We start from the raw sequence: 26,263 nt of genomic DNA, 5'->3' as shown, positions 1-26,263 counted from the left end.
CCAGCAGGGCCCGGGCCAGCCGGTTCGCCCGCGCATTCAGCTCCCCGTAGGTGAGCTGCCGCCCGCCGTGCACGGCCGCGACCGCGTCCGGATGCACCCGCACCCGCTCCTCGAACAGCTCATGCACCCGCCGGCCGGGCAGTTCCCGCCGCCGCCCCGCCAGCCCGTGCACCTGGAAGTCATGTTCCTCGGCCGACAGCAGACTCCGGCCACCGATCGCGGCATCCGGACCGTCCGTCATCCACGTCAGCGCGGCCAGGTGGTAGCCCGCGACCCTGGCGGCCGCCTCGGCATCGAGGACATCGGTGCGATAGCGCAGCCGCAGCACCCAGGCGCCCGCGACCCGCACGAACCCCACCCGCAGCACAGTCCCCTCGGCCAGCTCACCACCGCCGCCTGCGCCTGCGGCTGCGCCGGCAACACCCGGATCGAACTCGGTCTCGAACAACGGCCCGCTCTGCCCCAGCTCCTGCCGCAGTTCCTCCACGGGGAAGGCGCTGTGCGCGACCAGCTCGGACACGGCGCGATGAGCATCCAGCACCGACGCCGCCCACGAGCCGGCCCCGCTCACCAGCCGGCACGGCAACGGCCGCCCGCCCGCTGCGGGCACGTAACCGGTGGTGACCTCGTCCTCGCCGGACAGCGCCGCGAGCACCCTGGCATGCGCGGCCAGCACCACCGAACCCAGCGGCACCGCCAGCTCCTTCGCCAGCCGGTCGACCGCCTGCGCGATGCCGTCGGGCGCCGTCGCCTCGTACTGGGCCATGCCCGGCACCGGATCGTGCGTCCACCGCGGGATCGCGGTGAAACCACCGGCGAGAAGAACATCGCGCCAGAACTCCCGGCCCGCGTCGACATACATGTCCATCGTGTCTTTCCTCACGTTCGTGGGGTGGTGCTGCGGCTCAGTTGCCGCGTGCCGGGACGGCGGTGTCGTGGTCGTTGCCGGCATGGCGGGCCGTCAGGTGGGCCTTGTTGTCCCGTATTTCCCGGGCCGGGTTTCCTCCCCACCGCGCGTTCGGGGGAACTTCCGCGCCCTTCATGAGGAAGGAGTCACAGGCGAGCTGTACGCCGTCGCCGATGGTCACCCCGTAGTGGACGAACGCGCCGACCCCGAGGGTCACGCCCGCTTCGATGGTGGTGCGGTCGGACGTGAAGGTGCCGTCCTCCTGCGCGTGGCACGGGACCACACTGCCCACGTTGAGCGTGCAGTCGTCGCCGATGGTGACGGGGGTGCGCTCGACCAGAAAGAGGTGACGCGTGCCGGCCGGCACCGCCGGCTCGTTCGGCGACTCGTACGGCGAGGGCACCGGCACCCGGTCCGGCGACGGCGCCGTTGGCTCGTTCGGCCACTGGTGGGGCGACGGTGCCGACGGCTGGGCGGGGATGGGCGCGGCGCCGACGAGCGCGGTCGCCAGGCTCTGGATCGTGGAGTGCCGGTAGATGTCCTTCATCGACACCGTGGGCAGGTCATCGCGCTTCCTGACCCGGGCGCAGAACTGGGCCATCACCAGGGAGTCGGCACCCGGGTCATGGAAGAAGTGACCGTCCAGCGGCACCTGCTCGGCGCGCACGACGCCGGCCGGCACCTCAGCCAGGGGCCCTGCGGTATGGGCCACCGCGCCTTCGTGCCCGCTGTCCATGACGGCATGAGTGCCGGCCGGAGCGGCCACAGTGGCCTCGATGGTTTTCCCTAGCACGTGAGCTCTCCCGGTAGGTGCCGGCCGGTGCCGGCCGGCCGGGCCGCCGCCCGGCGTCCTCGCGTCGCTGACGCGACGGCGGGAGCAAGCGATGGGGAAGCCACGGGGTCATGAGCCCTTTTCTGGTCGCCAAGCAACAAAAACATGTGTCGTCCACCTGCAGTCTGTGCAGTCCACCGTCGGGTTGCCATTCGAACTCGACCGCGCCGGCGTGGTGGTATCTCTCGATGCCGCCGTGTTTTTCGTGCCGAACGCCTCTCCAGTAGGCCCGAGGGGGTTCTGCTGTGTCCTGCCCCTGGATCTCGGAACTTGACGCAGCAAACCGGTCCTGGTAATTAGCCGCCGCAGGCGGACTCCGCCCGTATTTACTGCCCGTTACTTCCCGGCGTTTCGTGTACGCCGCCAGGGCTCAGGGCCGCGCAGCAGGCAGCCGCCGCATCCGCACAGCCGTGACCCGCCGGACACCGGCCGGCCGGGCCGGGCGACCGAGGCGCACCGGCCGCAGACCACCGGCACGGCACACCACCCGCAGACCACCCGCAGACCAGCCGCAGACCACTGAGGACCGCCGGTAGACCACCGGTAGACCTCTGCGGACCTGCGGGCCCGGGCCACGCAGGCGGCTGCAGGCCCGGCTACGGCTGTGCCTGGGGCTATGGCCGGGGCGGGGGCGGGGGCAGCAGCCAGGGGCTGGGGCGGCAGCCGGGGGGCGGGGGCGCAGCCAGGGGGCGGCGGCTGGAGGCTGCGGATACATCCGGTCCCGGGCATTCGATACAGCCCCGTTCCGGCCACGGCGACGTTCCTCTAACCACGTTCACGATGGCTGTCAAGCCCCGAATTCCGGTGGCATGACAGGGCTGCTCCGGCCGGGCGTACTGGATGTGTTCCGGCGAGTTGCTCTCGCCTTCGATTTCTTCCCTTTCTTCCATGAGCCGCTCCGGTACGGATGAGCGGCACAGAGCGCTCTGCCGCAGACGAGGAGGCGACCATGCCTGTCATATCCGTCCCCCAGGACTTCAACGAAGACGAGCTTTTCGTTGACCTAGAGGCGATTTTCGGGCACTCGTTGTTCCTCAAATGCGAGGGCTTCAACTTCGCTGGCTCGATCAAACTCAAAGCCGCCACCGAGATGGTCGAGGCCGCCGAACGCGACGGCCTGCTGAAGCCGGACTCGGTCCTGGTCGAGTCCTCCTCGGGGAACCTGGGCGTGGCCCTGAGCATGATCGCAGCCAGCAAGGGCTACCAGTTCCTGTGCGTGACCGACTCCCGCTGCAACCTGTCCACCCGGCTGCTCATGGAGGCCCTGGGCGCAAAGGTCCACGTCATCACCGAGGCCGCCGCCGGCTCCGGTTTCCTCGGCGCGCGCATCGACCACGTCCGCGCGCTGTGCGCCTTGGACGACCGCTATGTGTGGCTCAACCAGTACACCAACCCCCACAACGGCATGGCCCACTACCGCAGGACCGGCCCGGCCATCGCCCGGCAGTTCCCCGACCTGGATGTGCTGTTCGTCGGGGCCGGCACCACCGGGACCCTGATGGGCTGCGCACGCTACTTCCGCCGGTGGCACCGGCCGGTGCGCATCGTGGCGATCGACACCGAGGGCTCGGTGACCTTCGGGGACACCCCGGGCCGGCGGATGATCCCCGGCCTGGGCACCAGCGTGCGTCCGCCGATGCTGGATGCGTCCCTGGTGGACGAGGTGGTGCACGTGCCGGAGGCCGACGCCATCCGCACCTGTCACCGGCTGGCCCGGCGCGGGTTCCTGTTCGGGGGTTCCACCGGCACGGTGGTCAGCGGCGCGATGAACTGGCTGGCCGGCAAGGAGGAACAGCAGCTCACCGCGGTGGCCATCGCCCCGGACCTGGGTGAGCGGTATCTGGAGACCATCTACCAGACCAACTGGGTGCAAGACCTCTACGGCGAGGACGTCCTCGACTCCCCGGCCCCCGCCCCGGCCCCGGCCCCGGACCCGGACCCGGCTCCCGCCCCGACCGCGAGCCCGGCACCGGTGCCGGTGCCGGCACAGGCCTCCCCGTCTTCGACGGCCTGGCCCACGCCACCGCCGCGGCCCTCCGGCCGGCCCCGCAGGAACTGTTCGAACGCGCGGTGACCGCCCGGGCAGCAGCACGGGATGCCACACGCGACCTGTTCACCGAGGACGACATGACCACCCCCTCAGCCACGACGACCACCCTGGCGGGAACGACGACCACCGCCGCGGGCCCCGGCGACGTCATCCCCCACTGGATGGGCGACGCCGCGGGCGCCGGGCCCACCGGCGCCCGTGGCCGCCTGGCCCGCGCCCTTGCGGGGCCGGGCGACACCGCACGCACACGCCGGGCACCTGGCCCGCACACACCGGCGGGCACCCTGGCCACGCCGGGCGGGCCCTTTGGCCGCGGGGAGAAGACCGGCCCGCCCAGCAGCACGGACACGGACACGGACACGGACAGCCACCGGGTGCTTCGGGCTCCGGTCCCGGCGGGAGGCGGGCCACGCCCGGCACCACGCCCAGGATGCGGATGCGCCCGGGCCGCAGCACGCCGGGGCGCCACAACACCTCACCGGCCGCGCCGGCCGCACCGGCGGCCCGGTGAGGGGGGTGCCTGATGGAACAGGCGTCCAACGACATGAGCCTGAGCCCGTACGGGGGGCGGCCCTCCGGTCTGATCGGCGCGCAGATCGCGGGCTACCGGGTGGAGCGTGAGATCGGCCGGGGCGGCATGGCCGTCGTCTACTGCGCCAAGGACCTGCGCCTGGACCGCACCGTCGCGCTCAAACTCCTCGCCCCCCAAAACGCCCGCAACGACACCTTCCGGCGCCGCTTCATCCACGAATCACGGGTGGCCGCCGCGATCGAGCACCCCCACATCGTGCCGATCTTCGAAGCCGGCGAAACCGACGGCGTCCTCTACATCGCCATGCGCTACGTGTCCGGGCTCGACCTGCGGGCCCTGCTCGACCGCGACGGCCCCCTGCCCGTGCACGCCGCCATCCGCATCGCCGCCCAGGTCGCCTCCGCACTCGACGCCGCCCACGACCACGACCTCGTTCACCGCGATGTCAAACCCGGCAACATCCTCGTCGCCAAGGGCACCGACGTCGACCACCCCGAACACGTCTACCTCACCGACTTCGGGGTGACGAAGAAGTCCCTGTCCCTCACCGGATTCACCAGCGTCGGCGAGTTCGTCGGCACCGTCGACTACTCGGCCCCCGAACAGTTCTCCCGCCGCCCGGTCGACGGCCGCTGCGACCTCTACAGCCTGGCCTGCGTCGTCTACGAAACCCTCACCGGCACCCCTCCCTTCCAGCGCGAGGAAGACATCGCCCTGCCCTGGGCGCACCAGTTCGACCAGCCGCCCGCCCTGACCGAGAAACGGCCCGGGATCACCCCCGCACTCGACGACGTCCTGGCCAAAGCCCTCGCCAAAGTCCCCGACGACCGCTACAGCTCCTGCCTCGAGTTCGTCGCCGCCCTGCGCGCCGCCGAACACCACAACGGCAACCATCCGCCCACCCGCATCGACCTGCGTCCCACCCCCGCTCCCCCGTACCCCGGGCCGCCACCCGAGCCGCCGCCCTGGGCCCGGCCCGTCTTCCGCCGGCCACTGGCCACCCACCCGCCGGCGTCTCGGTGACCTGAACCGCCCTCTGTCTTTCCGGCCGTCTGGACCCGATACGCCTGCCGCACAAGCCACCCGGCGAACGCCGGAGTGGCCACGAGCCGAGTGGGGCGCGAGCGAACAGGCCCCCACCAGCGGCGGACACCGATCTGGAGCAAGCATAGAATTCAGGCATGGGAGAGCGGCCCCTCGCGCCGGCCACGCCCGAACTCGTCCCCGAAACCAGCCCCAGCCCCACCTCCGGTCCCGGCCCCGGTCCCGGCGGCTGCGGCACCGGCTTCGCGGTGATGAGTCCGAGCCGGTACCACCACGCCGGATCCGGCCCGTCCAGCGGCATCGTCACCGACCACACCCGCATCCCACCCCATCCGGTCCTGCGCGCCAGAGCCGCTGCCGGGAGCCGGACGGCCATGGTCGAGAGCCACGCGATGGGCCCCTGCGCCAGCGGGCGCCGCGCCCGTGCGCCCGGCGCCGCAGAGGGCAGCATCACCGGCTGCCGCACCCCGGACACGGACACGGACACAGACACGGGCACGGGCTGGGGCAGGGGCTGGGGCAGGGGCTGCGGTCCGGACAGCAGCGGCAGGACCCCGGTACCGGCGGGGCGGCCTGGATGTGAGGCCGGTGACCTTGCACCGGCCGGGCCTCCGTACGCCGCCGGCTCACCACCGGGCTGCGGGCGGCACACCCGGGATCCGGGCCACGACGAGCCCACCCGTGCACTGGCCCGTGCGGGCGCCTGTGCGGGGCACCGTCCCAGGTCCTCGCCGCGCCGGCAAACCGGTGGCGGGGGTGCCTGATGGAGCAGGCATCGAACGACATGAGTCTGTATGCGGGGCGGCCCTCCGGCCTGATCGGCGCGCAGATCGCCGGCTACCGCATCGAGCGTGAGATCGGCCGGGGCGGCATGGCCGTCGTCTACTGCGCCAAGGACCTGCGCCTGGACCGCACCGTCGCGCTCAAACTCCTCGCCCCCGAACTCGCCCGCAACGACACCTTCCGCCGCCGCTTCACCCACGAATCACGCGTGGCCGCCGCCATCGACCACCCCCACATCGTGCCGATCTTCGAAGCCGGCGAAACCGACGGCGTCCTCTACATCGCCATGCGCTACGTATCCGGGCTCGACCTGCGGGCCCTGCTCGACCGCGACGGCCCCCTGCCCGTCCACACCGCCATCCGCATCGCCGCCCAGGTCGCCTCCGCACTCGACGCCGCCCACGACCACGACCTCGTCCACCGCGACGTCAAACCCGGCAACATCCTCGTCGCCAAAGGCACCGACGTCGACCACCCCGAACACGTCTACCTCACCGACTTCGGACTGACCAAGAAGTCCCTGTCCCTCACCGGATTCACCACCGTCGGCGAGTTCGTCGGCACCCTCGACTACGTCGCCCCCGAACAGATCTCCGGCCGCCCGGTCGACGGCCGCTGCGACCTCTACAGCCTGGCCTGCGTCGTCTACGAAACCCTCACCGGCAAACCCCCCTTCCAGCGCGAGGAAGACATGGCGCTGCTGTGGGCGCACCAGTACGACCAGCCGCCCGCCCTGACCGAGAAGCGGCCCGGGATCACTCCCGCACTCGACGACGTCCTGGCCAAAGCCCTCTCCAAAGTCCCCGACGACCGCTACAGCTCCTGCCTCGAGTTCGTCGCCGCCCTGCGCGCCACCGAAGACCACACCGGCAAGACCAGCCACCCGCCCACCCGCATCGACCACCCCCAAGCCGCCACCGGGCACCTTGGCCCACCACCCGAACCACCGCCCTGGGCCCGGCCCGTCTTCCGCCAGCCACCCAGCTAGGCCCTGTCCGGTCGGTCATGAACGCGATGGCCGGCGTCCGGTGCCTGCCCGTGTGCCCGCGAGCCCGGCCCGCGTCCTGCGGAGGTGTTCTTGAACCTCCGCCCGTGGTCACGGGACCTGTTGCGGCTGCTGATCAGACGCCGAGCAGGGTACGCAGGTGGGGGCATGCCCCGGCCTGCGTACCTGCTCGGCGACCGGCTCGTACACGCCCCGCTCGAACACCACCCCGTCTCCCGGCCGCCGCCCGGCCGCGCGCGCAGACGGACGAAGCCGGGCGCGGTGGGGGCGGGTTCGCAGACGCCCCCGATCCCGTAGTGAGAAACCGACGAAACGGGTTCTCGCCAGAGACGAAAGTCCAGGTGAGGACCCGTTTCTCGTTGAGTTGTGCCCATCGGTGTCCGTTGACATTCAAGTCAGTGGCCGTGTCATCGAACCCAGTCGAAGATCTTCTTAACCTGGGGGTGCCAGGATGCCGGGGACACGACCGCCAGCACGTCGATGGACCGGAGCTAGCCATGATCAGCGGTGCGCATGTCATCCTCTACAGCCCGGACGCCGAGGCGGACCGTGCCTTCATCCGTGACACCCTCGACTTTCCCGGCGTCGACGCGGGCGGCGGCTGGCTCATCTTCAAGCTGCCCCCGGCCGAAGTCGCCGTGCACCCGACCGATGGCCCGCCCCAGCACGAGTTCTACCTGATGTGCGACGACCTTGATTCCCAGCTCGACGAGTTCCACGCCAAGGGCGTTGAGATCACCCGCCCGGTCAGCGAACAACGCTGGGGCAAACTGACTGCGATCCGGCTCCCCAGTGGCGCCGAACTTCCGCTGTACGAACCGCTGCATCCCATCGCCCACGGCCTGTGACCCCGCAGCACTCAACTCGGCCCATGGCACGACGCTCAGATGGTGTGTCAACGAACTCAGTCGTTGCAGGTCAAGGCGTAGCGACCGACTCGGCATTGGTGGCTCGTGCCTGTCCGATGGGTCGGTGACGAGCTGAAGCCCCTATCCCCCGGCTGGCGGGACCGATGCCAGGTGCCTTCCGTTCTCGTGCACATCGACTCTGGCCTCGGACGAGCGCCTCCCGAATCCGGTCCACGTCCACCTTCGCTACACCTACTCAGAGCAATCAGTCGGCGACGACGTCCCGTACGTATCTGCCGTACGGGGGGACACACGCCGGGAGCCGCCCTCGAGCGCACGGCCTCGGGCCAGCCAGTCGCGACAATCGCGGTCATGGCATCGATGACCGAGACCTTCCGCCAGGCCCTGCAGACTGCGCTGGCCAGCCGGGAGACGGTGAGCATCCGCAGTACCCTGATCGAGATGCTGGAGCGAGATCCCTCCAAGTCAGAGATCTCGGCAGCCGACAAGGCGGCCCGAAGGATCGCCGAAGACGGGGACGCAGTCCTCATCTCCCTACTTCCCGACCAGGCTGGCGCCGACGCCTACGTGCCTACGGCCCGTGGGGCCAGGGGGTGTGCGTCGAACTACTTGACCCTGGACGAGAAGATCATCAAAGATCTGCCCTGCCGCGTCGAGTTCGCCGCGGAGAAGTGGGACGCGCTCATCGACGAAGGCATGCGGCTCACCCAACAGGAAATCGAAAGCGACCCGCGGCTGTCGGCGTTCCTGCCTGGCTGGAAGGCCGAACCGCGTGCCGAGAAGCGGGCCCGCCTCATGGCGGAGGCAGCAGGAGCCAGCTGACCCGCTGTTCAGCGCACTTGCGCCAGCGGACCGAGCAGGAAGCGCGGCGCAGGCGGTGGAGCTTCGAAGAGCACCGGTACGTCATTGCCGCACCACTTCGATGACGCCCGCCTAGATCCGCGACCCATCAGGCATGCCTTAGGGGCAGCTCACGGGGCCTTTTGCCAATCAAGTTGGTCGCCGCAGGTCAGCGCTCAGCGGACGACTGGATTCGCTGTCCAAGGACAGTCGGGCCTGACTCGGATGTACTTCCAGGCGCTTCTACGTGAAAGGGCCCACATCGTGGCATTCGTCACGACGTTGGCTCTGATGTGCTTGGTCGATCTTCGTCTGCCGCGGCTGAAGCCGGTCCTCAACGGGTCGGTGGGTGATCCAGGCCGGGGGGCGTAGGCACTGACGGTGTCCGACCAGCTCCCGCCCTCGACCGCGGCCCGCAGCAGATGGAGCACCTGGGGCAGCACGATTGCGGACGCCGCGTGGCTTGTCCGCCGTTGCGCCGGGTGGCTGTCGTACCTGTCACCTGCCTGCCAGCTCTTCTTCGAAGGCGAGGACCGCGTCGGCTGAGGCTCAGGGAAGGAGCTGGCGAACGAGCGCGTCGGCAGCCCACCGCTCCCAGCGCGCTGGAGACCAGCCGCGGCGGGTGACGAGCAGACCGTAGGTCTCCGGGCTGAGCACGGTCACCGCGATGTCGGCGGCCGATGCGGTGTCGTGGCCCTCCCGTAGGCGCTCGCCCGTCTTCGACGTCAGGGCTTTTGCGAAACGGAGCTGGACGGCGTACCGCTGCTCGTGGTTGATCCGCCACAGCTCGGCAAGCTCCGGATCCGCGGTGGCTGCCCCTCGTACGACCTCGAGGATCGGCGCGGCACGCTCCAGTACGCGGCGGGCGCCGGCAGCCTGGAGGGTGAGCTGTGCGGCGGGGGCGGGCTCGTCCATGACCTCGCGGGCCCAGGGGCGGTCCAGCGTGGCAACAGGGTCGGAGTCGCCGGCCACGGCGGTGTCCAGCAGCTCCTTCAGCAGTGCCCGTTTGTTGCCGAAGGTGAAGTAGACCGTCTGCACGCCGACTTCCGCCGCGCGGGCGATGTCATCGACCGTCGTGCCGGCCCACCCCTTCTCGACGAAGAGCCGGGCGGCGGAGTCGAGCATCCGCTGCCGTGTGCGGCGGGCCTTCTCCGCGCGGGTCAGGGCTGCGGTCACGGGCACTCCTCACTGTCGCGACTCTTTGACTGTAGTGAGACTACAGTGTAATTCATTGGAGTATGACTACAGTGAAATTCGGTGACTCCGGTGGGCGCGTCCTGGTGATCGGTGGCTACGGCGCTGTCGGTTCCGTGGTGACTACGACGCTCAACGGCTGGCTTCCCGGCCGGGTGGTGGTCGCAGGGCGCGGCGAGGCAAAGGCCCGTCGTCTCGGCGGCGTGCGGGTTGACGTCGGCGACTTGGCCGGCTTCCGGCGGACCCTGGAGAATCTGGGTGACCTGGCTGCTGTGGTGCTGTGCGTGGAGCCACCCGACGCGGGCATCGCACGTGCCTGTCTCGAACGCGGCATTCACGTGGTCGACATCGGCGCCACCCCAAGGCTGCTCGACCGTGTTGCGGATCTGCACGACCTTGCCGTCGGCGCCGGTGCCACGGCTGTGATCAGCGTCGGGGTCGCCCCCGGCCTGACCAACCTCCTCGCCCGGCGGGCACACGAAGCCGTCCACGGCGCGGAACGCATCGACCTGACCGTGCTGCTGGGAGCGGGTGAGCGGCACGGGGTCGACGCGGTCCGCTGGACGGTCGAGGGCCTGGCCGAACCACCGGCGGCCGGTCCGAAGCGGACCGAGCTGCCCGGCTACGGGACGCGCACGGCGTACCCGTTTCCGTTCTCCGACCAGCACACGCTGCCCAGCACGCTGGGAGTGCCCCGGGTGACCACCCGCCTTTGCCTGAACTCGCGTCCGCTGAACGCCGCCCTCTTCGCGCTGCGGCGCTCCCGGCTGCTGCGGGCAGCCCGCCGCCCGCACGTACGGCGGGCCCTGATCAGCGTCTTCAGCCGGGTGCACGTGGGTGACGACGGTTTCGCCGTGCGGGCCGACGCCTGGCGCGGCGACCGCCATGCCGCATACGTGCTGACCGGACGGGCACAGAGCCATGTCACCGCACTGGTCGCGGCGTACGTCACCCGAGAACTGCTCACCGGCGCCCAGCCCGCCGGGGTCCACCACATCGAGCAACTGTCCGCCCTGGCCTCGCTGCCCGAATCACTGGCGGAGTACGGCGTCGTCCTCCGCTCTCTCTCTGGTGAGAAGGAGGACGACCCCGACCCGATCTGAAGCCAGGTGCGACCCGATGCGAGACAGGCCCGCCTGGGGTGTGGGAAACGATCACATCCTTCGCGGGAAACATCCTGTGCTGGCCTCCCGACGACGCCGATCAGCGCATGTCGCCGGTTCCCCGTAGTGCTCGGCGGGCACTTCGGCCTGGCGAAGTGCCCGCTCGAGCGTCTGCCTCTGGCTCACGCGGACACGCGGACCCGATAGCCGTGCCCGAGCAGCCACATGACGCTTCGGCGCTCGCCCTCGCCCGGGGCGAGGAAGGCCGCATCCAGCGTGATCTGACGGCCACCGCCCGGCTGCTCGACCAGGGGGCGACGGAGCCCTCCCGGACCACGAACGACCGGGTCACCTCGTACAGGTGGTAGTCGCACGGGAAGGCCGCATCCCGGGTGTTGAGGTTCTGCCAGGTCAGCGCACGCTTGGCGTACGGGCCGCCGGCCGGGGCGAGGCAGGCCGGGCCGCTTTGGCGGGGGCTGCTGGTGCGGCGAGGATGAGGAGCGCAGCGTCCCTCGTACCTCGTACCTCGTACCTCGTTGAGCCGGATCCCGGCAGCATGTTCGGTACCCGGTGAGATGACCGCTCCTTGCGTTGTCGGCCATCAGGCGTCAGGGCGGGTGCCGCGTGCGGCGCCCGCCGATGCGGCCACCACGCACAGCACCGCGATCCACTGCGAGAAGTGCAGCGGCTCCCCAAGCACGATGAGGCCGATGAGGGCCGCCATTGCGGGTTCCAGGCTCATCAGGATGCGCAACACGTGCGGTGGGATCGTGCGCAGTGCTTCCAGATCCAGCGAGTACGGGATCACCGACGACAGCAGTGCCACGCCGAGCCCCGTAACCAGGACCCACGGCTGAATCAGTGCCGTCTGGCTGTCGGCCACGCCGAACGGCACAGCCACCAGTGCCGCGACGGCCATGCCCAGAGCCAGACCATTGCCTTGCGTGGTGTGGCGGCCCAGCGCCGCGCCGACCAGGATGTACAGGCCCCAGCACGTTCCTGCGGCGAGGGCGAACAGGAAACCGGCAAGGTTGAGGTCGCCGCGTTGCTCCATCAGCAGGAGAACACCACCTGCCGCGAGCACGGACCACCACGCATCCAGCCATCGCCTCGAGGCGGCCAGGGCCACCGTCAGCGGCCCGAGGAACTCGATGGTCACCGCGATCCCCAGCGGGATCCGGGCCAGCGCCAGGTAGAGCACAGGTTCATCAGGCCGAGAATCACGCCGTAGCTGAGCACCACTGTCCACGTGCGACGATTCATGCGCAGGGACGGCCGCCACCACAGCATCAGCACCGCCGCCGCGAACAACAGCCGCAACGCGACGGTCCCGAAGCTGCCCACTGCGCCGAACAGATGCTTGGCCGATGCCGAGCCCACCTGAACGCTGACGATGCCGAGCACCACCAGCGCCGGTGGCGGGATCGCGCCGAAGCTACGCCCGCCCGGCGCGGCCGGGGAGGACCGGGACAACGGGCCGCGCCTGGTCCTGTCGGAGTTCATGGTGGCCACGCGTGGATTCTCAACGACCCGGGCACCGCACGGCACATGGTTTTCCTCAGACCCCCAGGCGCGATGCCAGGTGGTGCTCATGAGGTGCCCCAAGTGCACGAGGGGCGGCTTCGCCTCGAACCTGCTCGCCTGCTCTCTCTCCCCCTCCCCCCCCCGCGCCATCGGGTTCAGCCGGGTTCACCGACCGGTGGCTTGCTCCTGCTGGACCTGTCGCCCTGCGGCAACGACGTCGCGCATCTCCACCAGGAAGCGCCCAACCGTGGCCAGCTCCGCATCCTCGAAGGAACGCATAGCCACGACCATGTTGTTGATCAGCGGTCCGAAGAACGAGAAGCCCATGGCCACGGCCCTGTCCACCACCAACAGGACCCGGCGGCGGTCGTGGGTGTCCCGCTCGCGGCCGACAAGACCGAGCCGCTCCAGTCGGTCGATCAGGGCGCCGGTGGAGGCCGAGTTCAGCCCGGCTTGCTGCCGAGCCGACCTGGTGCGGCGGTGAGGCCCGCCCGGTCGGCCTCCAGCAGGCGGAGCAGTGCGCGCACATCCGGGGGATGCAGCCCGTTGATGTCGGCGAACTCCGCGCCGAAGAGATCGAGTTCGACCGTGACGGCCCGCAGCAGACGGACCAGCTGGACAGGGAAGGCCTGATCGTCCATGAATTCCCTCCACGCCATTGCCTCGATGGCCGAAAGAGTCGATGGCCGAAAGAGTCGATGGCCGAGAGAATCGATGGCCGAATGGTTTCATCGAGGAGTCATGGACGGCGAAGCGGCCTTCCACGCGGCGTACGACGCCGTGCTGCGACAGTGGCCTGCCGATACCCGAAGCATCGATGTGCCCTGCGCCTACGGCACCACACGGGTCCGTCTCAGCGGCCCAAAGGACGCCACCGGCGCTCCTTTTACTGCCCGGCGGCACCTCGGCGGTATGGTTCGCCACCATCGAGGCCCTCAGCCGCACTCACCAGGTGTAGCGGTCGACCTGATGGGCGACATCCAACGCCGCATCCACCACGGGGCCCCGCTACGCGGCACCGCAGACCTGATGCCATGGCTGGACGCGCTCCACGAGACGCCGGGGCTCGACACAGCCCAGCCGTGCGGCCACTCCTTGGGAGCCTGGATCGCGCTGAACTACGCGCTGCACGCACCCCACCGGGTCAGCAGGCTCGCCCTGCTCGATCCCACCAACTGCATCGCCGGTATGAGCCCCCGCTACCTGCTGCCCGCGGTGCCCATGCTGCTGCGGCGCACCGCGGGGCGCCAACGCGCCCTCTTCCGCGCGGAGAGCCAAAACGCTCCCCAAAACCCCTTGTGGCGAGACTTCCTGGACAGACCGCCTCCGTCCGGCGCTCGAAGGTCGTCGCGATGCGACGACCCAGGACGCAGGACCTGCAGGCCTGTACCGTCCCGACCCTGGTACTGCTGGCCGGGCACAGCCGGGCACACGACGTGCGGCACGTCACCCCGGCGCGAGCCGGCTCCTGCCGAACGCCACCCTGCCGGGCGCCTCCCACCACTGCCTGCCGACCGAGCATCCGACCGAACTCAACCGCCTGCTGTCACAGTTCCTGGCCTGACCGGCCGCACCCCGGCCACTGCCCCAAACCGCAACCAGCCAGGCAGGAGAAGCGCCCGGAATTCTGGGAGATCCTCCTCAGCACGACGGCCACCGAGCCGCCCAGGCCGTGCGCGGCCAACTCCGCACCGGTGACACCCACAGCCCTCACGGCCACAGCAAGCACACCGGCAGGTGAGCCCCGCATGCAACCAAAGCCCGCCGGCCCGCCACCCACCCCGTGCCCCACCAGACCGATCAGCAGCAACCCGGCGCCCGGCCGGCAGCGGACGGACGGACCCCGCCACCTCCACGAAACAGGCCGAGACGGCACCCAGACCCTGCACACAGACACACCGGCGCCCCTGCCCCGGCAGCCCGACCAGCACACCCGATCACCCCCAGGCGTCACGACGGCATGACACACACCCCCCTGCAGCCACCAACCACCAAGAAACCAGCACCCATGGACACCGGAGAGCAGCCACCACAGCCCGGCGCACCGCCACCCAGCAAAAGACACTCCCCCGCGCAGACCCGGACACCGGCACAAACACCGGCCAACAAACCCCGCCCGCCGCATCCCGCAGCAGTCATGCAACCGGCGCCCGGCCCGGACCCCAGACAGCGGACGGCACGGCAGCAGGCGGCGAGCCGCCGGGGCAGCCGGGGTCACTGCGCACGGCCCCAGGCGGCAGAGCGGCAGGCGACCCGCTGCCCAGGGTGAAGGTGCACCGTCCCGGGCCGCTGTGCAGCGGTAGGCGGCGGGCCGCCCAGGGGATAACTGCGCACAGTCCCGCACGGCAGGGGCGACAGGCCGCCGGGGTGACTGCGCGCGGCCCCAGGCGGCAGGGGCAGCACGGCGGGCCACCGGGGCAGCCAGGGTGACCGCGCACGGCCCCGCGCGACAGAGCAGCAGGCGGCAGGCGGTAGGCGGTAGGCGGCGACAGGCTGCCTGGGGCGGCAGACGGGGCGGCAGGCGGCGGGCTGCCCAGGAGAAGTGTGCGCCCCCGCCGCCCGACGTGGGCCCCAGACGGCGGACGACAGCGGGCAGCCGGCGCAGCCGGGGTGACTGTGCGCGGCCCCAGGCTGCAGGGCGGCGGGCTGCCCCGGCCCAGCCGGGACGCACAGGGGCGAGCAGGGGTGGCCCCCGGTACCCGCCCGGCTCGCACGCAGGCGCTGGGGCGCGCAGGGGCGCGGGGGGGGTGGCCGCAGACCGCCCCGGCAGGGTCTTCAGCCGGCTTATACCCGACACCTCGCGGCTTGGTCAAGTCCCGAGTCCTCGGAACATGACCACACGCTGCCCGCCGGGCCTACTTGAAGTGCGGGCCTCACCGGAAACGAGACGAGGCAGCACGGCAAGACAAGGAAATTCCCCTCGCACAAGAATTTCCCCTCCTCGCCGAACCGCCAGATATCCCGGCACGGCGGGCCGGCGGCAAAAAGAGCCGGCCCCGCCGGCTGTCCCCCGAAATTTCCGGGGAATGTCAGCAAACCCTGCAGAAGGAGAAAATCCATGACCCGCAACATTCACCCTCACCACCAGGCCCGGCCCCACCGGCGCTTCCGCCTCGCGATGATCTTCGCATCGACCGCAGTGCTCTCCGGGGCCGTGGCCCTCCCCGCATCCGCCGCGACCGTCACCGCCCAGCCCGCGGCCGCGACCGCGTTCGTCGCCGACGGCGGTGCCGGCGGTGCCGGCGGCGCCGGCGGCGACAGCGTCTTCGGTTCCGGTGGCGGCGGCGGCTCCGGCGGCTCCGGCGGCGGCAGCGTCTTCGGCGACGCCGGACCCGGCGGCGACGGCGGCGACGGCGGCAGCAGCATCTTCGGCGCCGGCGGCGGCGGAGGCGGCGGCGGAGGCGGCGGCGAGAGCATCTTCGGCGACGGCGGAGCAGGCGGCGACGGCGGAGGCGGCGGCGACAGCTTCTTCGGCGACGCCGGCGACGGCGGCCAAGGCGGAGGCGGCGGCGACAGCATCTTCGGCGACGCCGGACCCGGCGGCGACGGCGGCGACGGAGGCTTCAGCTTCTTCTAACCCACCCCCGCGGTAGCCCAGACCACCACCCGGCCCACCACCCGGCGGGTGGAAACCACCCGGGCCACCACCCGGCCCACCCCGGTGGGGTGGAAACCACCCGGCCTCCACCCCACCCCCACCCCCCAGCCCCCATCCCCCAGGTCACCGCGAGCAGCCCGGCCCCGACAAACAACCCGGCCCGCTACAGGCCTCCACAAGCAGCCCGGCCGCCACAAACGGCGTCCGGGCACAGCACCCGCACACACCCCCTCTTTGTCACCGAAACGGAGCACCCCCATGCCCAGAAGCCTCTGGCAGCGCCCCCTCATCCTGGCGGTAGCCTCCCTCGCCCTCGCCTCCGGCACCGCAGGCGCCGCACAGGCCTTCCAGAGCGCCCCGGCACTCACCACCCACACCACCAGCGCCAGCGCCAGCGCCAGCGCCGGTGACGACGACACCGGCGACCTCCTCGCCCAGCTCACCGACTGCGCCAAGGGCGGCGAAGGCGGCAAGGGAGGCGAAGGCGGAGAAGGCGGCAAGGGAGGCGAACCCGGCGAACCCGGCCAGCCCGGCCAGCCCGGCCAGTCCGGCTGCTTCCAGCTCGGCGACCTGCCCGACAAATCCAAGGAAGACCTCACCGGGATCGACAAGATACGCATCGTCATCGCCCTGATCTCCGAAGACACCACCACCAAGGAAGTCGCCAAGAAATACAAGATCACCGAAAAGGAAGTCGACACCTGGAAGAAGCAATTCCTCGACGGCGACTTCTCCGAACTCCTCGGAACCGACTTCGACCTCGGCTTCCTCGACAACTTCCCCTTCCGCCCCTAACCCCCACCCCACCAACAAGCCGAACCCCACAACCGAACAGACCCACCCCCAGCCACAACCAAAAGGGGCCCAGGCAGCCAACCAGCCAACCGGCCGCCCGGGCCCCCACACCACACGCGGCCCCCCGGCACAGCCACTCCCCCGCCCCCGCGGCACACCCCACCCCACCCGAACACCACGACATGCCACCCCCTCAGCAAAGGCCCCGAAAACCGTCCCGGAAACCCACACTCCGAAAGCACCAGCCGCGCCTCTACTGGCACCTGAGGAGCCTGTCAAGTACCGAAACCCCGGGGCATGACACCCAGCCCCCGATCCCGCCTAATGGATAAAGGGACACCAACCCCACACCCCCTAACTTTCCCCCGCATCACGCACGGGGCAAAACACAAAACACACACGACCAAAAACCACGCCACCAAACCGCGCCACCAAAACCGCGCCACCAAAACCGCGCCACCAAGACCGCCTTCCGGAAAGAGAGAACTCCATGCGCATGAACTCCTGGAAATACCGTCTCGCTCTCACCCTCTCGGCCACCCTCATCGGCGCAGGCGCCATGACAACCGCCGCCACCGCAGCACCCGCACCCCAAACCGCCACCACCATCAGCCACACCCCCCTCCAGCACCCCGCCGAAAGCGACGGCGCACTCCTCGACGACATCGACGTCAGCGACGACAACATCCAGATCGGCGACCAGGTCTGCGCCGGCAACTGCGACGGAACCGTCAACGGCACCGACGGCACGGGCGGCGGAATCTGCGCCGGACTCTGCGACGGCAGCGCCAACGGCGGAACCGGCACCACCGGCAACCCCGGCGAAAACGGCGGCGACGGCGGCGACGGCGGAATCTGCGCCGGCATCTGCAACTCAAGCGCCAACGGCGGCACCGGCGGAACCGGCGGCGACGACATCCTCGGCCTCGACGACCCCGGCGACGGCGGCACCGGCGGCACCGGCGGCATCTGCATCGGCCTCGGCTGCGAAACCAGCGCCACCGGCGGCAACGGCGGAACCGGCGGCACCAACAGCACCAACTGACACACCAACCACCAACACGGGGCCACCAACTACGTCGAAGCAGCCGCGGCAACCAGCCACCCCAATCTCCTCAACTCACCGGCCTACGTCTGCCAGCTTTGCCCTCAGCTTCAGCACCGACTTGGTGTGGATCTGGCTGACTCTGCTCTCGGCAACGCCGAGGACGTTGCCGATCTCGGCGAGGGTGAGGCCCTCGTAGTAGTAGAGCGTGACGACCGTCTTCTCGCGGTCGGGGAGCGTGTTGATGGCGCGGGCGAGGAGGCGGCGCAGCTCACGGTCCTCGGCGACTTCGACGGGGTTGTCGGCAGCGGTGTCCTCCAGTGTGTCCATCAGGCTGAGCCGGTCGCCGCCCTCGCCGCCCACGTGCAGCAGCTCTTCCAGGGCCACGACGTTCGCCAGGGACAACTGGCTGAAAACGGAGTGGAGTTCCTCGAGCGAGATACCCATTTCCGAGGCGACCTCGCCCTCGGAGGGGGTGCGCCGCAGCTGGGCCTCCAGCGTGGCGTAGGCGCGCTCGACGGCGCGCGCCTTCTGGCGCACGGAGCGGGGGATCCAGTCCAGGGCCCGCAGTTCGTCGATCATGGCGCCCCGGATGCGGGTGATCGCATAGGTCTCGAACGTGATGGACCGCTCGATGTCGAACCTCTCGATGGCGTCGATGAGGCCGAAGACCCCGCAGGAGACGAAGTCCGCCTGCTCGACGTTGGACGGCAGACCGACGCTCACCCGGCCCGCGACGTACTTCACCAGTGGCGAGTAGTGCAGGATCAGCTGCTCCCGCAACCGTCCGTCACCCGTGGCCTTGTACGACCGCCACAACTCTTCGAGCGACGAGGGCGCGGGCGGCCCCACGCCGCCGCCGGCAGCGGGTCGCACGGATACGGGAAGCTGTGCGTCGAGCGTGGTGTCGTCACCGACCGCAATTCGTGCTGACTGCCGTGCGTGGCTTTGAGCAGACGCGCCGATTGTCGCCTGAGCGCTCCTGCGAACCGCAAGAACCGCAGAAGGTGTCGCCTCACGCCTGAGCCGCTCCTTCAGCTGAGTCAGGGATGCTTCCGCTTCCTCTGGTGTGACCGCCTGGCTCAGCGCTGTCTCGGTCGCGCGCAGCATGTCCCGGAGCGGGTCGGGCTCGGTCAGCGGGGTGTGATCGGTTTGTTCATGCTGAGGCTTCGTCACTGCTGCTCACCCCCTCGACTCTGTCGAGCAGACCCAACTGCTTCAGTTTGACCGACACAGGCTCCAATTTTCGACGTGCCAGAGTCAGATGCACCCGCACAGTTGAGGGATCGATCTCCAAAGTGGCAGCAACCTCAGTGGTGGAAAGATCGGCCAAATAGTAGAGCGCCATCACCTCGCGTTGACGAAGCGGCAGCTGCGCGATAGCTGCGCATACCTGATGGAAGCCCTCCTTCACATCCATCAATGCGGCCATGTCCGGGCCCTGCGTGGGATGATCGGCGTCGTCGAGGGGCACCGCGCCAGGATGGCGATCGCATACTCTGATCGCTTCGCGGACCACAGTCTTGGTAAGCCAGGGCCCCCAGCTCCGCACGGGGACAGCATCCGGATTGTTCATCCGGCGCCAGCATTGAATGAACGTCTCTTGGACAGCATCGAACGCCAGAGTACGCAGGGCTCCACACACCATGGAGGCACGAGCGAGCAGCGGCTGATACCACCTTCGGTACACCGCATCGAATTCCTCCTCGAGAAGCACTCCGGGCATTCATTCCTGCTCACTGCCGGGACGCCTCGCGGCCCAATAGGCTCCGTCCTCGTCCGAAACCTCAACGGAACCTCCACTGGAGGACAACTGATGCAGCACGACCTTCAGCGTCTTGCGACGCGCCGCCTCGCGGACCCAGTAGGCATACGTGCGTGATGCGATCCCGGCTGCGGCACTCACACCGGCCGCGAACACCCACCCCCAGACTGTGAGCACTGCAGGTTCTCCCCTTTCGTCGCTGCCACATGTCGGCGAGCCCCGACACTCTGTAAGAGGGGAACGGCCCCAAAAACGCGTAGTCGGCACACCAGGAACACGACCAGCAACCCAATCGAGCGATGACCAGAACGCCAGTCCGATACCTGCCATGCCGTGCGCGTTCACAGCTTCAGACCAACCACGCCCTCCCGCTCAACCCACCCCCACCACGCGGTCCCCGACGACAGCGCAAGCATCACCGCCGGCATCGGCCGCCGGCGATGATCTGTACACCGACGCCGCCCGGGCACACCCCGGCATCACGCAGTGCGCCACAGACGCCACACCGCCCCGTCACACAACACATCCACCGGCCCCGGCAGGGCCACACCCCGCACTTCACCGGCGCCACGCACCGCAACACCACAAAGCACCCACACTCGCCCGACGAGCCACGCCGAAGCGCACAACTGCTACGTCAACCCGCAAGAACTCTCGCCGCAGACAAGCCCGAACACCGAACCGGCAACCCCGGCAACACTGCGGCAGGTGCTCACCCGGGTCCTGCACTCGCGTGCGGAGCGTGCCGAGCCCTCGTCGCCGTCCCGGCGGTCGAAAATGAGAGATCGACACGATCACCGAATGAAAGAACCGCGCAGTACCGAGGCGCCGCACGAGTTCATCCCCGACCCGGCCGCCGATACGCAACTGGCTCTGGCTGCAGCGCAGTCAGACGTCGAGCGGGTCTCGGCAGACAGGCCGTTGACCGAAAATCAGGGCGGGCAGCTGGTCGGCATGCAGAACATGCGGTCGGCTCAGGGCGAAATGATCGCCTGGGGCAGAGTCCACGCCTGGGAACAGGAACTCGTCGCAGTCCTGGCCGATGCCGACGACGGCGAGGAGGGCCGGCACCGGGTCACCGAAGCGAAGGCCGCAGCAACGCAGGCCATGCGGGACACGGCGCTGCGGGGCCTGCCGAACGGTGACCCGAAGTGGCCGATCGGCTACGGCCCCCGCGACGTGCTGCAGATGATCGCCGACCACTACCGGCCAAAGGAGACCTTGTCCTCGGCATGACATCCTCGCCGGCCACGCCACGGCTCCTTCCGCAGCAATGACAGCATCAGCGCCCGCAGGGGCGAGTCCCGGCCCGACCTCGCGGCCGAATACAGACAACACACCAAGCCGATCAGGGACTTCGAGAAAGATCACCCCAACGAGCCGAAGTCAGTACCCGTCGGGCATCGACGTGTCCAGCTCTGCCCTTCGCTTCCTCACCCAGCAACTGCGCCAGCACCGCCATGCGATCGGCTCCCGCTGGCGGCGCCTGAGCGCCGGCCGCCAGGCCCTGCTCGCGCTGGCCCATCTCCGGGTGGGACACACCTATGCCCAGCTCACGGCCGGATTCGGCGTCGGCACCACGACTGCCTACCGCTATGTCACCGAGGCAGTCGACCTCCTGGCCTCCCGCGTTCCGAGCCTTGCCGACGCGCCGTCCGCGCCGCGTCGACGAAAGCGTTCGTCCTCCTGGACGGGACGCTGCTGCCCATCGACCGCATTGCCGCGGACCGTCCCTGCTACTCCGGCAAACACAAGAAGCACGGGATGAATGTGCAGGCCATCGCAGACCCCTTCGGTCGACTGCTGTGGGCCTCACCGGCCCTGCCCGAGGCCGTCCGCGATGTCCGCGCCGCCCGCGAGCACAACATCATCGACGCCCTCACCCCAGCCGACATCAAGTGCTGGGGAGACAAGGGCTATCGAGGCGCAGGCGGCACGGTCCGCACCCCCCTGCTGGGGACGGTGGGAGACCCTTTCCACTGATCAGAAGGCCGTGAACCGGTCCCACGCGAAGATCCGCGCACTCGTCGAGCAGGCCGTGGCCACCCTCAAGTCCTGGCGGCTCCTTCGGAAGCTTCGGTGCTCGACCCGCCGGATCACCACCCTCGTCCAAGCCGCCCTCACCCTCCATCTGGCCAGCTCAGCCCGATGATGGCGAAACCTCGCCGACAGTGGGTACTGCGGATCGTGTCCGCGCGGAGGGGTACTGACTGGTGGCTCGTCCGATGCAGCCAGCCAGCCCCCTCACCCTTCGGTCGTCCGTTGAAGCCTCTTGAGGAGACCTCCGCCGGCAGTTGGCACATCGTAGTGGCGGGCGGTTTCTACCCACCCGGTCAACCCGGGACCGAGCAGTCCAGGATCCGCCCGTCCACCGTCCCCACGACCAGCCGCTGTTGCTCCGCCTGGTACGCGGCGGACACCGGCGTGACCGCGTGGCCGTGCGCGCGTAGGGTGTGCCGGGCTCGCACCTCGCCCGTCGCCGTGTCCAGGGTCTCCACCTCACCGGTGAGATATACGACGTACACCCTCCGCTCGTCGCCGTCGAGATCGGCGAGCGGCTTGTCGGTGCCGTACACCCAGCGTGCCTCTCCGTCCGGCAGCCGGCGGCTCACGACGTACGTGCCCTCACGGGCTTCCCCGTAGGTGGCGCCCTGTTCGTACGACCGGCCCGCGTGGACGAGGGTGTGTGTCAGCTCGACGGCGGGGCCGTACCAGGGCTGGAATGCGGACGCCGGGTCCCAAAGCAAGGGGAAGAGGGCGCGCACAGTGGCGGGACCGTGGGCGCCTGGAGGATCGATCGCGTGGATCCACGGCGCGTCGTCGTCCGGGCCGGGGCCGTCCACATACAGCAGACGGGCGCTGTGTCTGACGCGCAGCGCCGGGGAGTTGGAGCGGCTGGGGGCGAGGCCGATGCGTGCCACCTCCTGGTGCGTGGGGACGAGCAGCAGCGCGGCGTGTGCGTCGCGCCCTTGCGGGCGCAGAGCGAGCCAGCCTTCGTCTGCGGCGCACAGTGCAGGGACCGACGGCACGTCCACGCAGTCCACTGCACCGCCGTCCGCCGTCGATATCCGCCGAACAGTGGTCGCGCGGTCAACCGGGCGACCCGTCACCTCGTCGCGCCGGTAGCCCCGGTACGTCACCCACGCCGACTCGTCGTCAGGGGCCGCCTCGACCCGGACACTCCCCTCCCCGTCCGCAGGAAGAGCCCACCTCAGCGCGCCCGACGGATCCCAGCATTCGAGGTCCGTGTGCCAGCCGGTGGCGAGCACCCGGCCGTCGGCCAGCACCGCCAGGTCCCGCACCTCCGCCCGCCGCCGCCACCGGCCCTCCGTCAGCCGCGCGAGGGTGTCCTCCACACGCGGGTCGTAAAGGAGCCCGCTCTCGACCATCGGATGGCGTGTGTGGTCGGGGTCGACCAGACCGGCCGGAGCAGACAGCCAGTCGTCCACCGCGACGGCCAGCTCGAAGCCCTTGCGAAAGCCGCCGTCCTTGTCCTCGGGGGAGAGCAGCATCGCGAGCCTGCCGTCCTCCAGCCAGCGCAGGTGGCGCGCTTGGCGGCTCTTGCTCAGCAGGTTCGTCACGCGCCCGGTCTCCAGGTGCAGCAGGAGCAGCTGTCCCTGAAAGTCCCACGAGCCGTCGTAGCGGCCGGTGCCGACGGCGACGAGCGGCAGCTCGGGGTGAGGCTCGATGGCACATACGGAGTAGCGGGAGGCGACGACGTGGCGCGGACGGAGGGTACCGGCCTCGTACACGCCGATCCGGTGGCCGAGCCAGTGGCCCGTACCGCGCCACATGACGTGCCCGAGGTCACCGGCCGCGATGACGCAGCCGTGACGCGCGTCGGTCACCGCCCACACGGGCCGGCCGATCTCGGCGAATGGCTGGTCCCCCAGTATCCGGCGGACGGTCAGCTCATCCGGCACGACAACCTCCCCCAGGTGGCGCACAGTCTGCCAGGCCCGGCGCCTTCCTGCGGTCTTCCGAGGGAATCGACTCATCCGTGTACGTGGTCGGGCACGGATCCACGAGGCACGCCTACCAAGGCGAACCAGGTCACAGACCCACCATGTCGTCGACAGCCGACCACGGCCGCTGCCCCGCCCCACCCAATGCCCCGTCTCCCTCGTCTCTCGCCCCGACTCCGCTCGGGCCGCCCTCGGGCCGGCCGACGCCAGCGACCCCGCACGACCACTCCCCCACCCCTTCACTTGCACAAGGAACAGGGGCGCCTTGAGCTCGGTCCCGCTTGCCGGACGTGACCATGACCTTTTGCCCGCCTGGCTGGGCGCACATGGGATGACCTGGATACAGCCGACGAGTGGCCGATCCGCCTTGTAACCGGTTATATTGGTTACATTGGTCTGCCCGCAACCAAGGGCGTGACGCTGCACTCCCATACCGGCGTCGCCTGCCGGTTCGACCCCGGCGCAACGTGCCTGGAACTGCTGACTGGAGATCTCCGAATCCGAGGGGCCGACGCGCGAAGGCTGCGCGACACGCTGTTCCGAGTGGCCATCGCCCACACACGCGGCGAACCGCACCCGCCCGGCGACCTGCAGGCCATCAACGAGGCAGCCGGCCGTCCGGCCCTGGCGCCCGCCATCACCCCGGCCGGGAAGCGGCAGTGGGCCGGAACATTCAGCGGAACGCACCTGGTGGCGACCGTCGCCCGGAACACCGTCGAGCTGCTGACCGGTCCCTTCGCACACCGCATCCGCACCTGCGCCGCCGAGGACTGCCACCTCGTCTACGTCGACACCTCACACCCCGGCCGCCGCCGCTGATGCTCCATGGAGCACTGCGGCAACCGCCACAAGGTCAGCGCGCTGCGCGCCCGCCGCTCCGAGGAAGGATGACCGCCATGCCCACAGGACTCACCAAGGACACCGGCTGGCAGATCGGCGTATCCCGCACGCTGCCCCACCCCGCGCCCGTCGTCTGGGACTTCATCAGCAGCCCCGAAGGACTCGCCCTCTGGCTCGGCCCCGGCACAGTCCTCACCCCGGAACGCGGCGCCCCCTACCGGACGGCCGCAGGAGTGACGGGCCAGGTGCGCGGCTACCGCCCAGCAGACCGCATCCGCGTCACCCACGGCACCACCACGATCCAGGTCGCCCTCGCCCCCGCCGCCGACGGGGCCCGGACAACGCTCCGCTTCCACCAGGAGCACCTGGCGAGCGCCGAAGAACGCGAACAGCAGCGGGCGCACTGGAAGCGTGTCATGGACCAGGTCGCTGCCGCCCTCGACCGGCGGTGACGTCGGCGCGCGATACCTGGCCGCAGACTCCTCGCGCGCCCCGAGACGCCGAGCTGCTCTCACAAAGGACCCAGATGCGAGAGTTCCGAGAGGGTCGTTCATGAGTCCATGAGTCGCTCTGCGGTCGCCTGATGGTGTGGGGTGGGGGGAATCCACGGGGCCGCTGTGCGGGGGTCTGCAGGGGTTGGCGGAGGGAGTGAACGGAAGCCGTATCCCAGCGGCTTATCGGACGAGCAGTGGTCGTTGACCGATCCGGTGATCACCGCGTGGAAGGACCGGCACGGCTCGGTCAGCGGTCATCAGGGCGCCTGCGACATGCGGGAGATCGTGAACGCGATCCTCCACCAGGGGCGGACCGGCTGCCAGTGGACCTGCCTTCCGCAGAAGAGTGCGACGTATTACCGCTTCGCCGCCTGGCGGGACGACGGAACCCACCAGGTCATTCATGAACTCCTGCGCTGCCATGTCCGTGACCACGCCCGACGATTCCCGCCTTGCGCTCCCTCAAGACTCCGGGCGCTGATTGCGCCCTACGGGCTCAGCGCGTATCAGTTCGCCCTCGCTCGCGACGCAGTCCACAAGCCGGGCCCCCTTGACGGTGACGGCCTTCGAGGCCCCGAGACAAGGTGGTCCGCAGACACCGCCCGGGCCGATGTCGACGCCTTCTGACGCCAGCCCTTTCAGATCAGGCCGATCCTGCCCGAAGCGAAGAACTGCTCCTTCCTCTCCTCCGCTTCCTTCCGGTCGGACAGGCCCAGGATTCTCCCGTGTCCCGCTGTGCGCGCGCACGTGTACCCGTACTCTCCATGGTTACGCGGCAGTTACCCCAATGGACGCATCTCCTTGACTGAAGTTCCCTGTGTGTGAAGGAAGTTCGACCGGGACGCCGACGTGTAGGCCTGGCCGATTTCGCACTCTGCACTTCTATTGATCAAGCCGCAGCCGTGTGAAGGTCTTGATGCGAGCACATCAATTGGTCAGGATTTCGAAACAGCCACCGGAGATTTTCCTTCCGGAAGCCAACCCCCCCACAAATGATGACGAGGAGACCCCTCTTCATGGCAACTCACAAGCGCGCGAGCAGGATCAAGCTCACCGCGGCGATAACCGCCGTGGCCG

Annotated in this window: 20 protein-coding genes and 8 pseudogenes; 17 read left to right on the top strand and 11 right to left on the bottom strand. The window is 69.7% G+C overall.

Annotated elements, in window-relative coordinates:
• From AC0699_RS36670 to AC0699_RS36660, 3 pseudogenes are all read right to left on the bottom strand, one after another.
• Positions 1-868, bottom strand: a pseudogene (locus AC0699_RS36670) (non-ribosomal peptide synthetase); the annotation flags it as partial.
• Between the two features lie 37 nt (positions 869-905).
• Positions 906-1,250, bottom strand: a pseudogene (locus AC0699_RS36665) (DapH/DapD/GlmU-related protein); the annotation flags it as partial.
• A gap of 165 nt (positions 1,251-1,415) precedes the next feature.
• Positions 1,416-1,643, bottom strand: a pseudogene (locus tag AC0699_RS36660) (acyl carrier protein); the annotation flags it as partial.
• 1,045 nt (positions 1,644-2,688) lie between these two features.
• Between AC0699_RS36660 and sbnA the strand changes: the two are divergent.
• From sbnA to AC0699_RS36620, 8 genes are all read left to right on the top strand, one after another.
• Positions 2,689-3,813, top strand: a complete 1,125-nt coding sequence (gene sbnA / locus AC0699_RS36655) for a 2,3-diaminopropionate biosynthesis protein SbnA (protein ID WP_478669639.1) — start codon at positions 2,689-2,691, stop codon at positions 3,811-3,813.
• 499 nt (positions 3,814-4,312) lie between these two features.
• Positions 4,313-5,344 carry a serine/threonine-protein kinase gene (locus AC0699_RS36650; RefSeq protein WP_478669636.1) on the top strand — a complete coding sequence of 344 codons (1,032 nt, stop codon included), beginning with the start codon at positions 4,313-4,315 and terminating at the stop codon, positions 5,342-5,344.
• A gap of 158 nt (positions 5,345-5,502) precedes the next feature.
• Positions 5,503-6,129, top strand: a complete 627-nt coding sequence (locus AC0699_RS36645; protein ID WP_478669632.1) for a hypothetical protein — start codon at positions 5,503-5,505, stop codon at positions 6,127-6,129.
• Positions 6,129-7,136: a serine/threonine-protein kinase gene (locus AC0699_RS36640; RefSeq protein ID WP_478669629.1), complete on the top strand. Its 1,008-nt coding sequence runs from the start codon at positions 6,129-6,131 to the stop codon at positions 7,134-7,136. Before AC0699_RS36645 ends, AC0699_RS36640 begins: the two co-directional genes overlap by 1 nt.
• 165 nt (positions 7,137-7,301) lie before the next feature.
• Positions 7,302-7,451: a hypothetical protein gene (locus AC0699_RS36635; RefSeq protein ID WP_478669625.1), complete on the top strand. Its 150-nt coding sequence runs from the start codon at positions 7,302-7,304 to the stop codon at positions 7,449-7,451.
• 200 nt (positions 7,452-7,651) lie between these two features.
• Positions 7,652-8,002: a VOC family protein gene (locus AC0699_RS36630; RefSeq protein WP_478669623.1), complete on the top strand. Its 351-nt coding sequence runs from the start codon at positions 7,652-7,654 to the stop codon at positions 8,000-8,002.
• Positions 8,003-8,374: 372 nt separating this feature from the next.
• Positions 8,375-8,845, top strand: a complete 471-nt coding sequence (locus AC0699_RS36625) for a hypothetical protein (RefSeq protein ID WP_478669620.1) — start codon at positions 8,375-8,377, stop codon at positions 8,843-8,845.
• Between the two features lie 399 nt (positions 8,846-9,244).
• On the top strand, positions 9,245-9,409 hold the full coding sequence (locus tag AC0699_RS36620) for a hypothetical protein (protein WP_478669616.1): 165 nt from the start codon (positions 9,245-9,247) through the stop codon (positions 9,407-9,409).
• A gap of 3 nt (positions 9,410-9,412) precedes the next feature.
• Here AC0699_RS36620 and AC0699_RS36615 read toward each other — a convergent pair whose 3' ends face one another.
• Complete coding sequence (locus AC0699_RS36615) at positions 9,413-10,039, bottom strand: TetR/AcrR family transcriptional regulator (protein ID WP_478669614.1); 627 nt, start codon at positions 10,037-10,039, stop codon at positions 9,413-9,415.
• Between the two features lie 62 nt (positions 10,040-10,101).
• Here AC0699_RS36615 and AC0699_RS36610 point away from each other — a divergent pair, with 62 nt between their 5' ends.
• Entirely contained in the window at positions 10,102-11,160 is a 1,059-nt protein-coding gene (locus AC0699_RS36610; RefSeq protein WP_478669610.1) for a saccharopine dehydrogenase family protein, read from the top strand.
• Positions 11,161-11,342: 182 nt separating this feature from the next.
• Here the strand turns inward: AC0699_RS36610 and AC0699_RS36605 are convergent.
• The 4 genes and pseudogenes from AC0699_RS36605 to AC0699_RS36590 form a co-directional block, all read right to left on the bottom strand.
• Positions 11,343-11,611: pseudogene (locus tag AC0699_RS36605) on the bottom strand (TNT domain-containing protein); the annotation flags it as partial.
• A 150-nt stretch (positions 11,612-11,761) separates the two neighbouring features.
• Complete coding sequence (locus tag AC0699_RS36600; RefSeq protein ID WP_478669606.1) at positions 11,762-12,361, bottom strand: EamA family transporter; 600 nt, start codon at positions 12,359-12,361, stop codon at positions 11,762-11,764.
• Complete coding sequence (locus AC0699_RS36595; protein WP_478669602.1) at positions 12,316-12,672, bottom strand: hypothetical protein; 357 nt, start codon at positions 12,670-12,672, stop codon at positions 12,316-12,318. Before AC0699_RS36595 ends, AC0699_RS36600 begins: the two co-directional genes overlap by 46 nt.
• Positions 12,673-12,849: 177 nt before the next feature.
• Positions 12,850-13,325 (bottom strand): annotated as a pseudogene (locus AC0699_RS36590) (MarR family winged helix-turn-helix transcriptional regulator).
• Positions 13,326-15,742: 2,417 nt separating this feature from the next.
• Between AC0699_RS36590 and AC0699_RS36585 the strand changes: the two are divergent.
• The 3 genes from AC0699_RS36585 to AC0699_RS36575 all read left to right on the top strand — a co-directional run bounded on the left by AC0699_RS36585 (position 15,743) and on the right by AC0699_RS36575 (position 18,122).
• On the top strand, positions 15,743-16,261 hold the full coding sequence (locus tag AC0699_RS36585) for a hypothetical protein (RefSeq protein WP_478669598.1): 519 nt from the start codon (positions 15,743-15,745) through the stop codon (positions 16,259-16,261).
• 279 nt (positions 16,262-16,540) lie between these two features.
• Positions 16,541-17,077 (top strand): transposase, encoded by a 537-nt coding sequence (locus AC0699_RS36580; RefSeq protein WP_478669595.1) that lies wholly within the window; start codon positions 16,541-16,543, stop codon positions 17,075-17,077.
• A 490-nt stretch (positions 17,078-17,567) separates the two neighbouring features.
• Positions 17,568-18,122 carry a hypothetical protein gene (locus tag AC0699_RS36575; protein ID WP_478669592.1) on the top strand — a complete coding sequence of 185 codons (555 nt, stop codon included), beginning with the start codon at positions 17,568-17,570 and terminating at the stop codon, positions 18,120-18,122.
• Positions 18,123-18,197: 75 nt separating this feature from the next.
• Here AC0699_RS36575 and whiG read toward each other — a convergent pair whose 3' ends face one another.
• Both whiG and AC0699_RS36565 read right to left on the bottom strand, forming a co-directional pair.
• Entirely contained in the window at positions 18,198-19,046 is an 849-nt protein-coding gene (whiG, locus tag AC0699_RS36570) for an RNA polymerase sigma factor WhiG (protein WP_478669642.1), read from the bottom strand.
• A 232-nt stretch (positions 19,047-19,278) separates the two neighbouring features.
• Positions 19,279-19,839, bottom strand: a complete 561-nt coding sequence (locus AC0699_RS36565; protein WP_478669588.1) for an RNA polymerase sigma factor — start codon at positions 19,837-19,839, stop codon at positions 19,279-19,281.
• Positions 19,840-20,688: 849 nt separating this feature from the next.
• Here AC0699_RS36565 and AC0699_RS36560 point away from each other — a divergent pair.
• A complete protein-coding gene (locus AC0699_RS36560; RefSeq protein ID WP_478669584.1) occupies positions 20,689-21,123 on the top strand; it encodes a hypothetical protein in 435 nt (144 codons plus the stop codon).
• A gap of 130 nt (positions 21,124-21,253) precedes the next feature.
• Positions 21,254-22,039, top strand: a pseudogene (locus tag AC0699_RS36555) (transposase family protein).
• Positions 22,040-22,220: 181 nt separating this feature from the next.
• On the opposite strand, the gene AC0699_RS36550 reads toward AC0699_RS36555, so the two are convergent.
• Positions 22,221-23,810 carry a hypothetical protein gene (locus tag AC0699_RS36550; RefSeq protein ID WP_478669581.1) on the bottom strand — a complete coding sequence of 530 codons (1,590 nt, stop codon included), beginning with the start codon at positions 23,808-23,810 and terminating at the stop codon, positions 22,221-22,223.
• A gap of 432 nt (positions 23,811-24,242) precedes the next feature.
• Between AC0699_RS36550 and AC0699_RS36545 the strand changes: the two are divergent.
• The 3 genes and pseudogenes from AC0699_RS36545 to AC0699_RS36535 all read left to right on the top strand — a co-directional run.
• Positions 24,243-24,743: pseudogene (locus AC0699_RS36545) on the top strand (CGNR zinc finger domain-containing protein).
• A 5-nt stretch (positions 24,744-24,748) separates the two neighbouring features.
• On the top strand, positions 24,749-25,144 hold the full coding sequence (locus AC0699_RS36540; RefSeq protein ID WP_478669577.1) for an SRPBCC family protein: 396 nt from the start codon (positions 24,749-24,751) through the stop codon (positions 25,142-25,144).
• 165 nt (positions 25,145-25,309) lie between these two features.
• Positions 25,310-25,630 (top strand): annotated as a pseudogene (locus tag AC0699_RS36535) (transposase); the annotation flags it as partial.
• Between the last annotated feature and the right edge of the window lie 633 nt (positions 25,631-26,263).

It is taken from the genome of Streptomyces sp. NPDC043870, from assembly GCF_056435785.1.
Note: the sequence above shows the minus strand (reverse complement) of the source record. Positions and strands in the feature narration are given on the sequence as shown.

What these genes read in the sequence shown, in the direction of transcription:
- AC0699_RS36645 (WP_478669632.1), top strand. Translation starts at nt 5,503, where the DNA reads ATGGGAGAGCGGCCCCTCGCGCCGGCCACGCCCGAACTCGTCCCCGAA.
- AC0699_RS36640 (WP_478669629.1), top strand. Translation starts at nt 6,129, where the DNA reads ATGGAGCAGGCATCGAACGACATGAGTCTGTATGCGGGGCGGCCCTCC.
- AC0699_RS36625 (WP_478669620.1), top strand. Translation starts at nt 8,375, where the DNA reads ATGGCATCGATGACCGAGACCTTCCGCCAGGCCCTGCAGACTGCGCTG.
- AC0699_RS36650 (WP_478669636.1), top strand. Translation starts at nt 4,313, where the DNA reads ATGGAACAGGCGTCCAACGACATGAGCCTGAGCCCGTACGGGGGGCGG.
- AC0699_RS36540 (WP_478669577.1), top strand. Translation starts at nt 24,749, where the DNA reads ATGCCCACAGGACTCACCAAGGACACCGGCTGGCAGATCGGCGTATCC.
- AC0699_RS36575 (WP_478669592.1), top strand. Translation starts at nt 17,568, where the DNA reads ATGCGCATGAACTCCTGGAAATACCGTCTCGCTCTCACCCTCTCGGCC.
- AC0699_RS36635 (WP_478669625.1), top strand. Translation starts at nt 7,302, where the DNA reads ATGCCCCGGCCTGCGTACCTGCTCGGCGACCGGCTCGTACACGCCCCG.
- AC0699_RS36585 (WP_478669598.1), top strand. Translation starts at nt 15,743, where the DNA reads ATGACCCGCAACATTCACCCTCACCACCAGGCCCGGCCCCACCGGCGC.
- AC0699_RS36610 (WP_478669610.1), top strand. Translation starts at nt 10,102, where the DNA reads ATGACTACAGTGAAATTCGGTGACTCCGGTGGGCGCGTCCTGGTGATC.
- AC0699_RS36580 (WP_478669595.1), top strand. Translation starts at nt 16,541, where the DNA reads ATGCCCAGAAGCCTCTGGCAGCGCCCCCTCATCCTGGCGGTAGCCTCC.
- AC0699_RS36560 (WP_478669584.1), top strand. Translation starts at nt 20,689, where the DNA reads ATGAAAGAACCGCGCAGTACCGAGGCGCCGCACGAGTTCATCCCCGAC.
- sbnA (WP_478669639.1), top strand. Translation starts at nt 2,689, where the DNA reads ATGCCTGTCATATCCGTCCCCCAGGACTTCAACGAAGACGAGCTTTTC.
- AC0699_RS36630 (WP_478669623.1), top strand. Translation starts at nt 7,652, where the DNA reads ATGATCAGCGGTGCGCATGTCATCCTCTACAGCCCGGACGCCGAGGCG.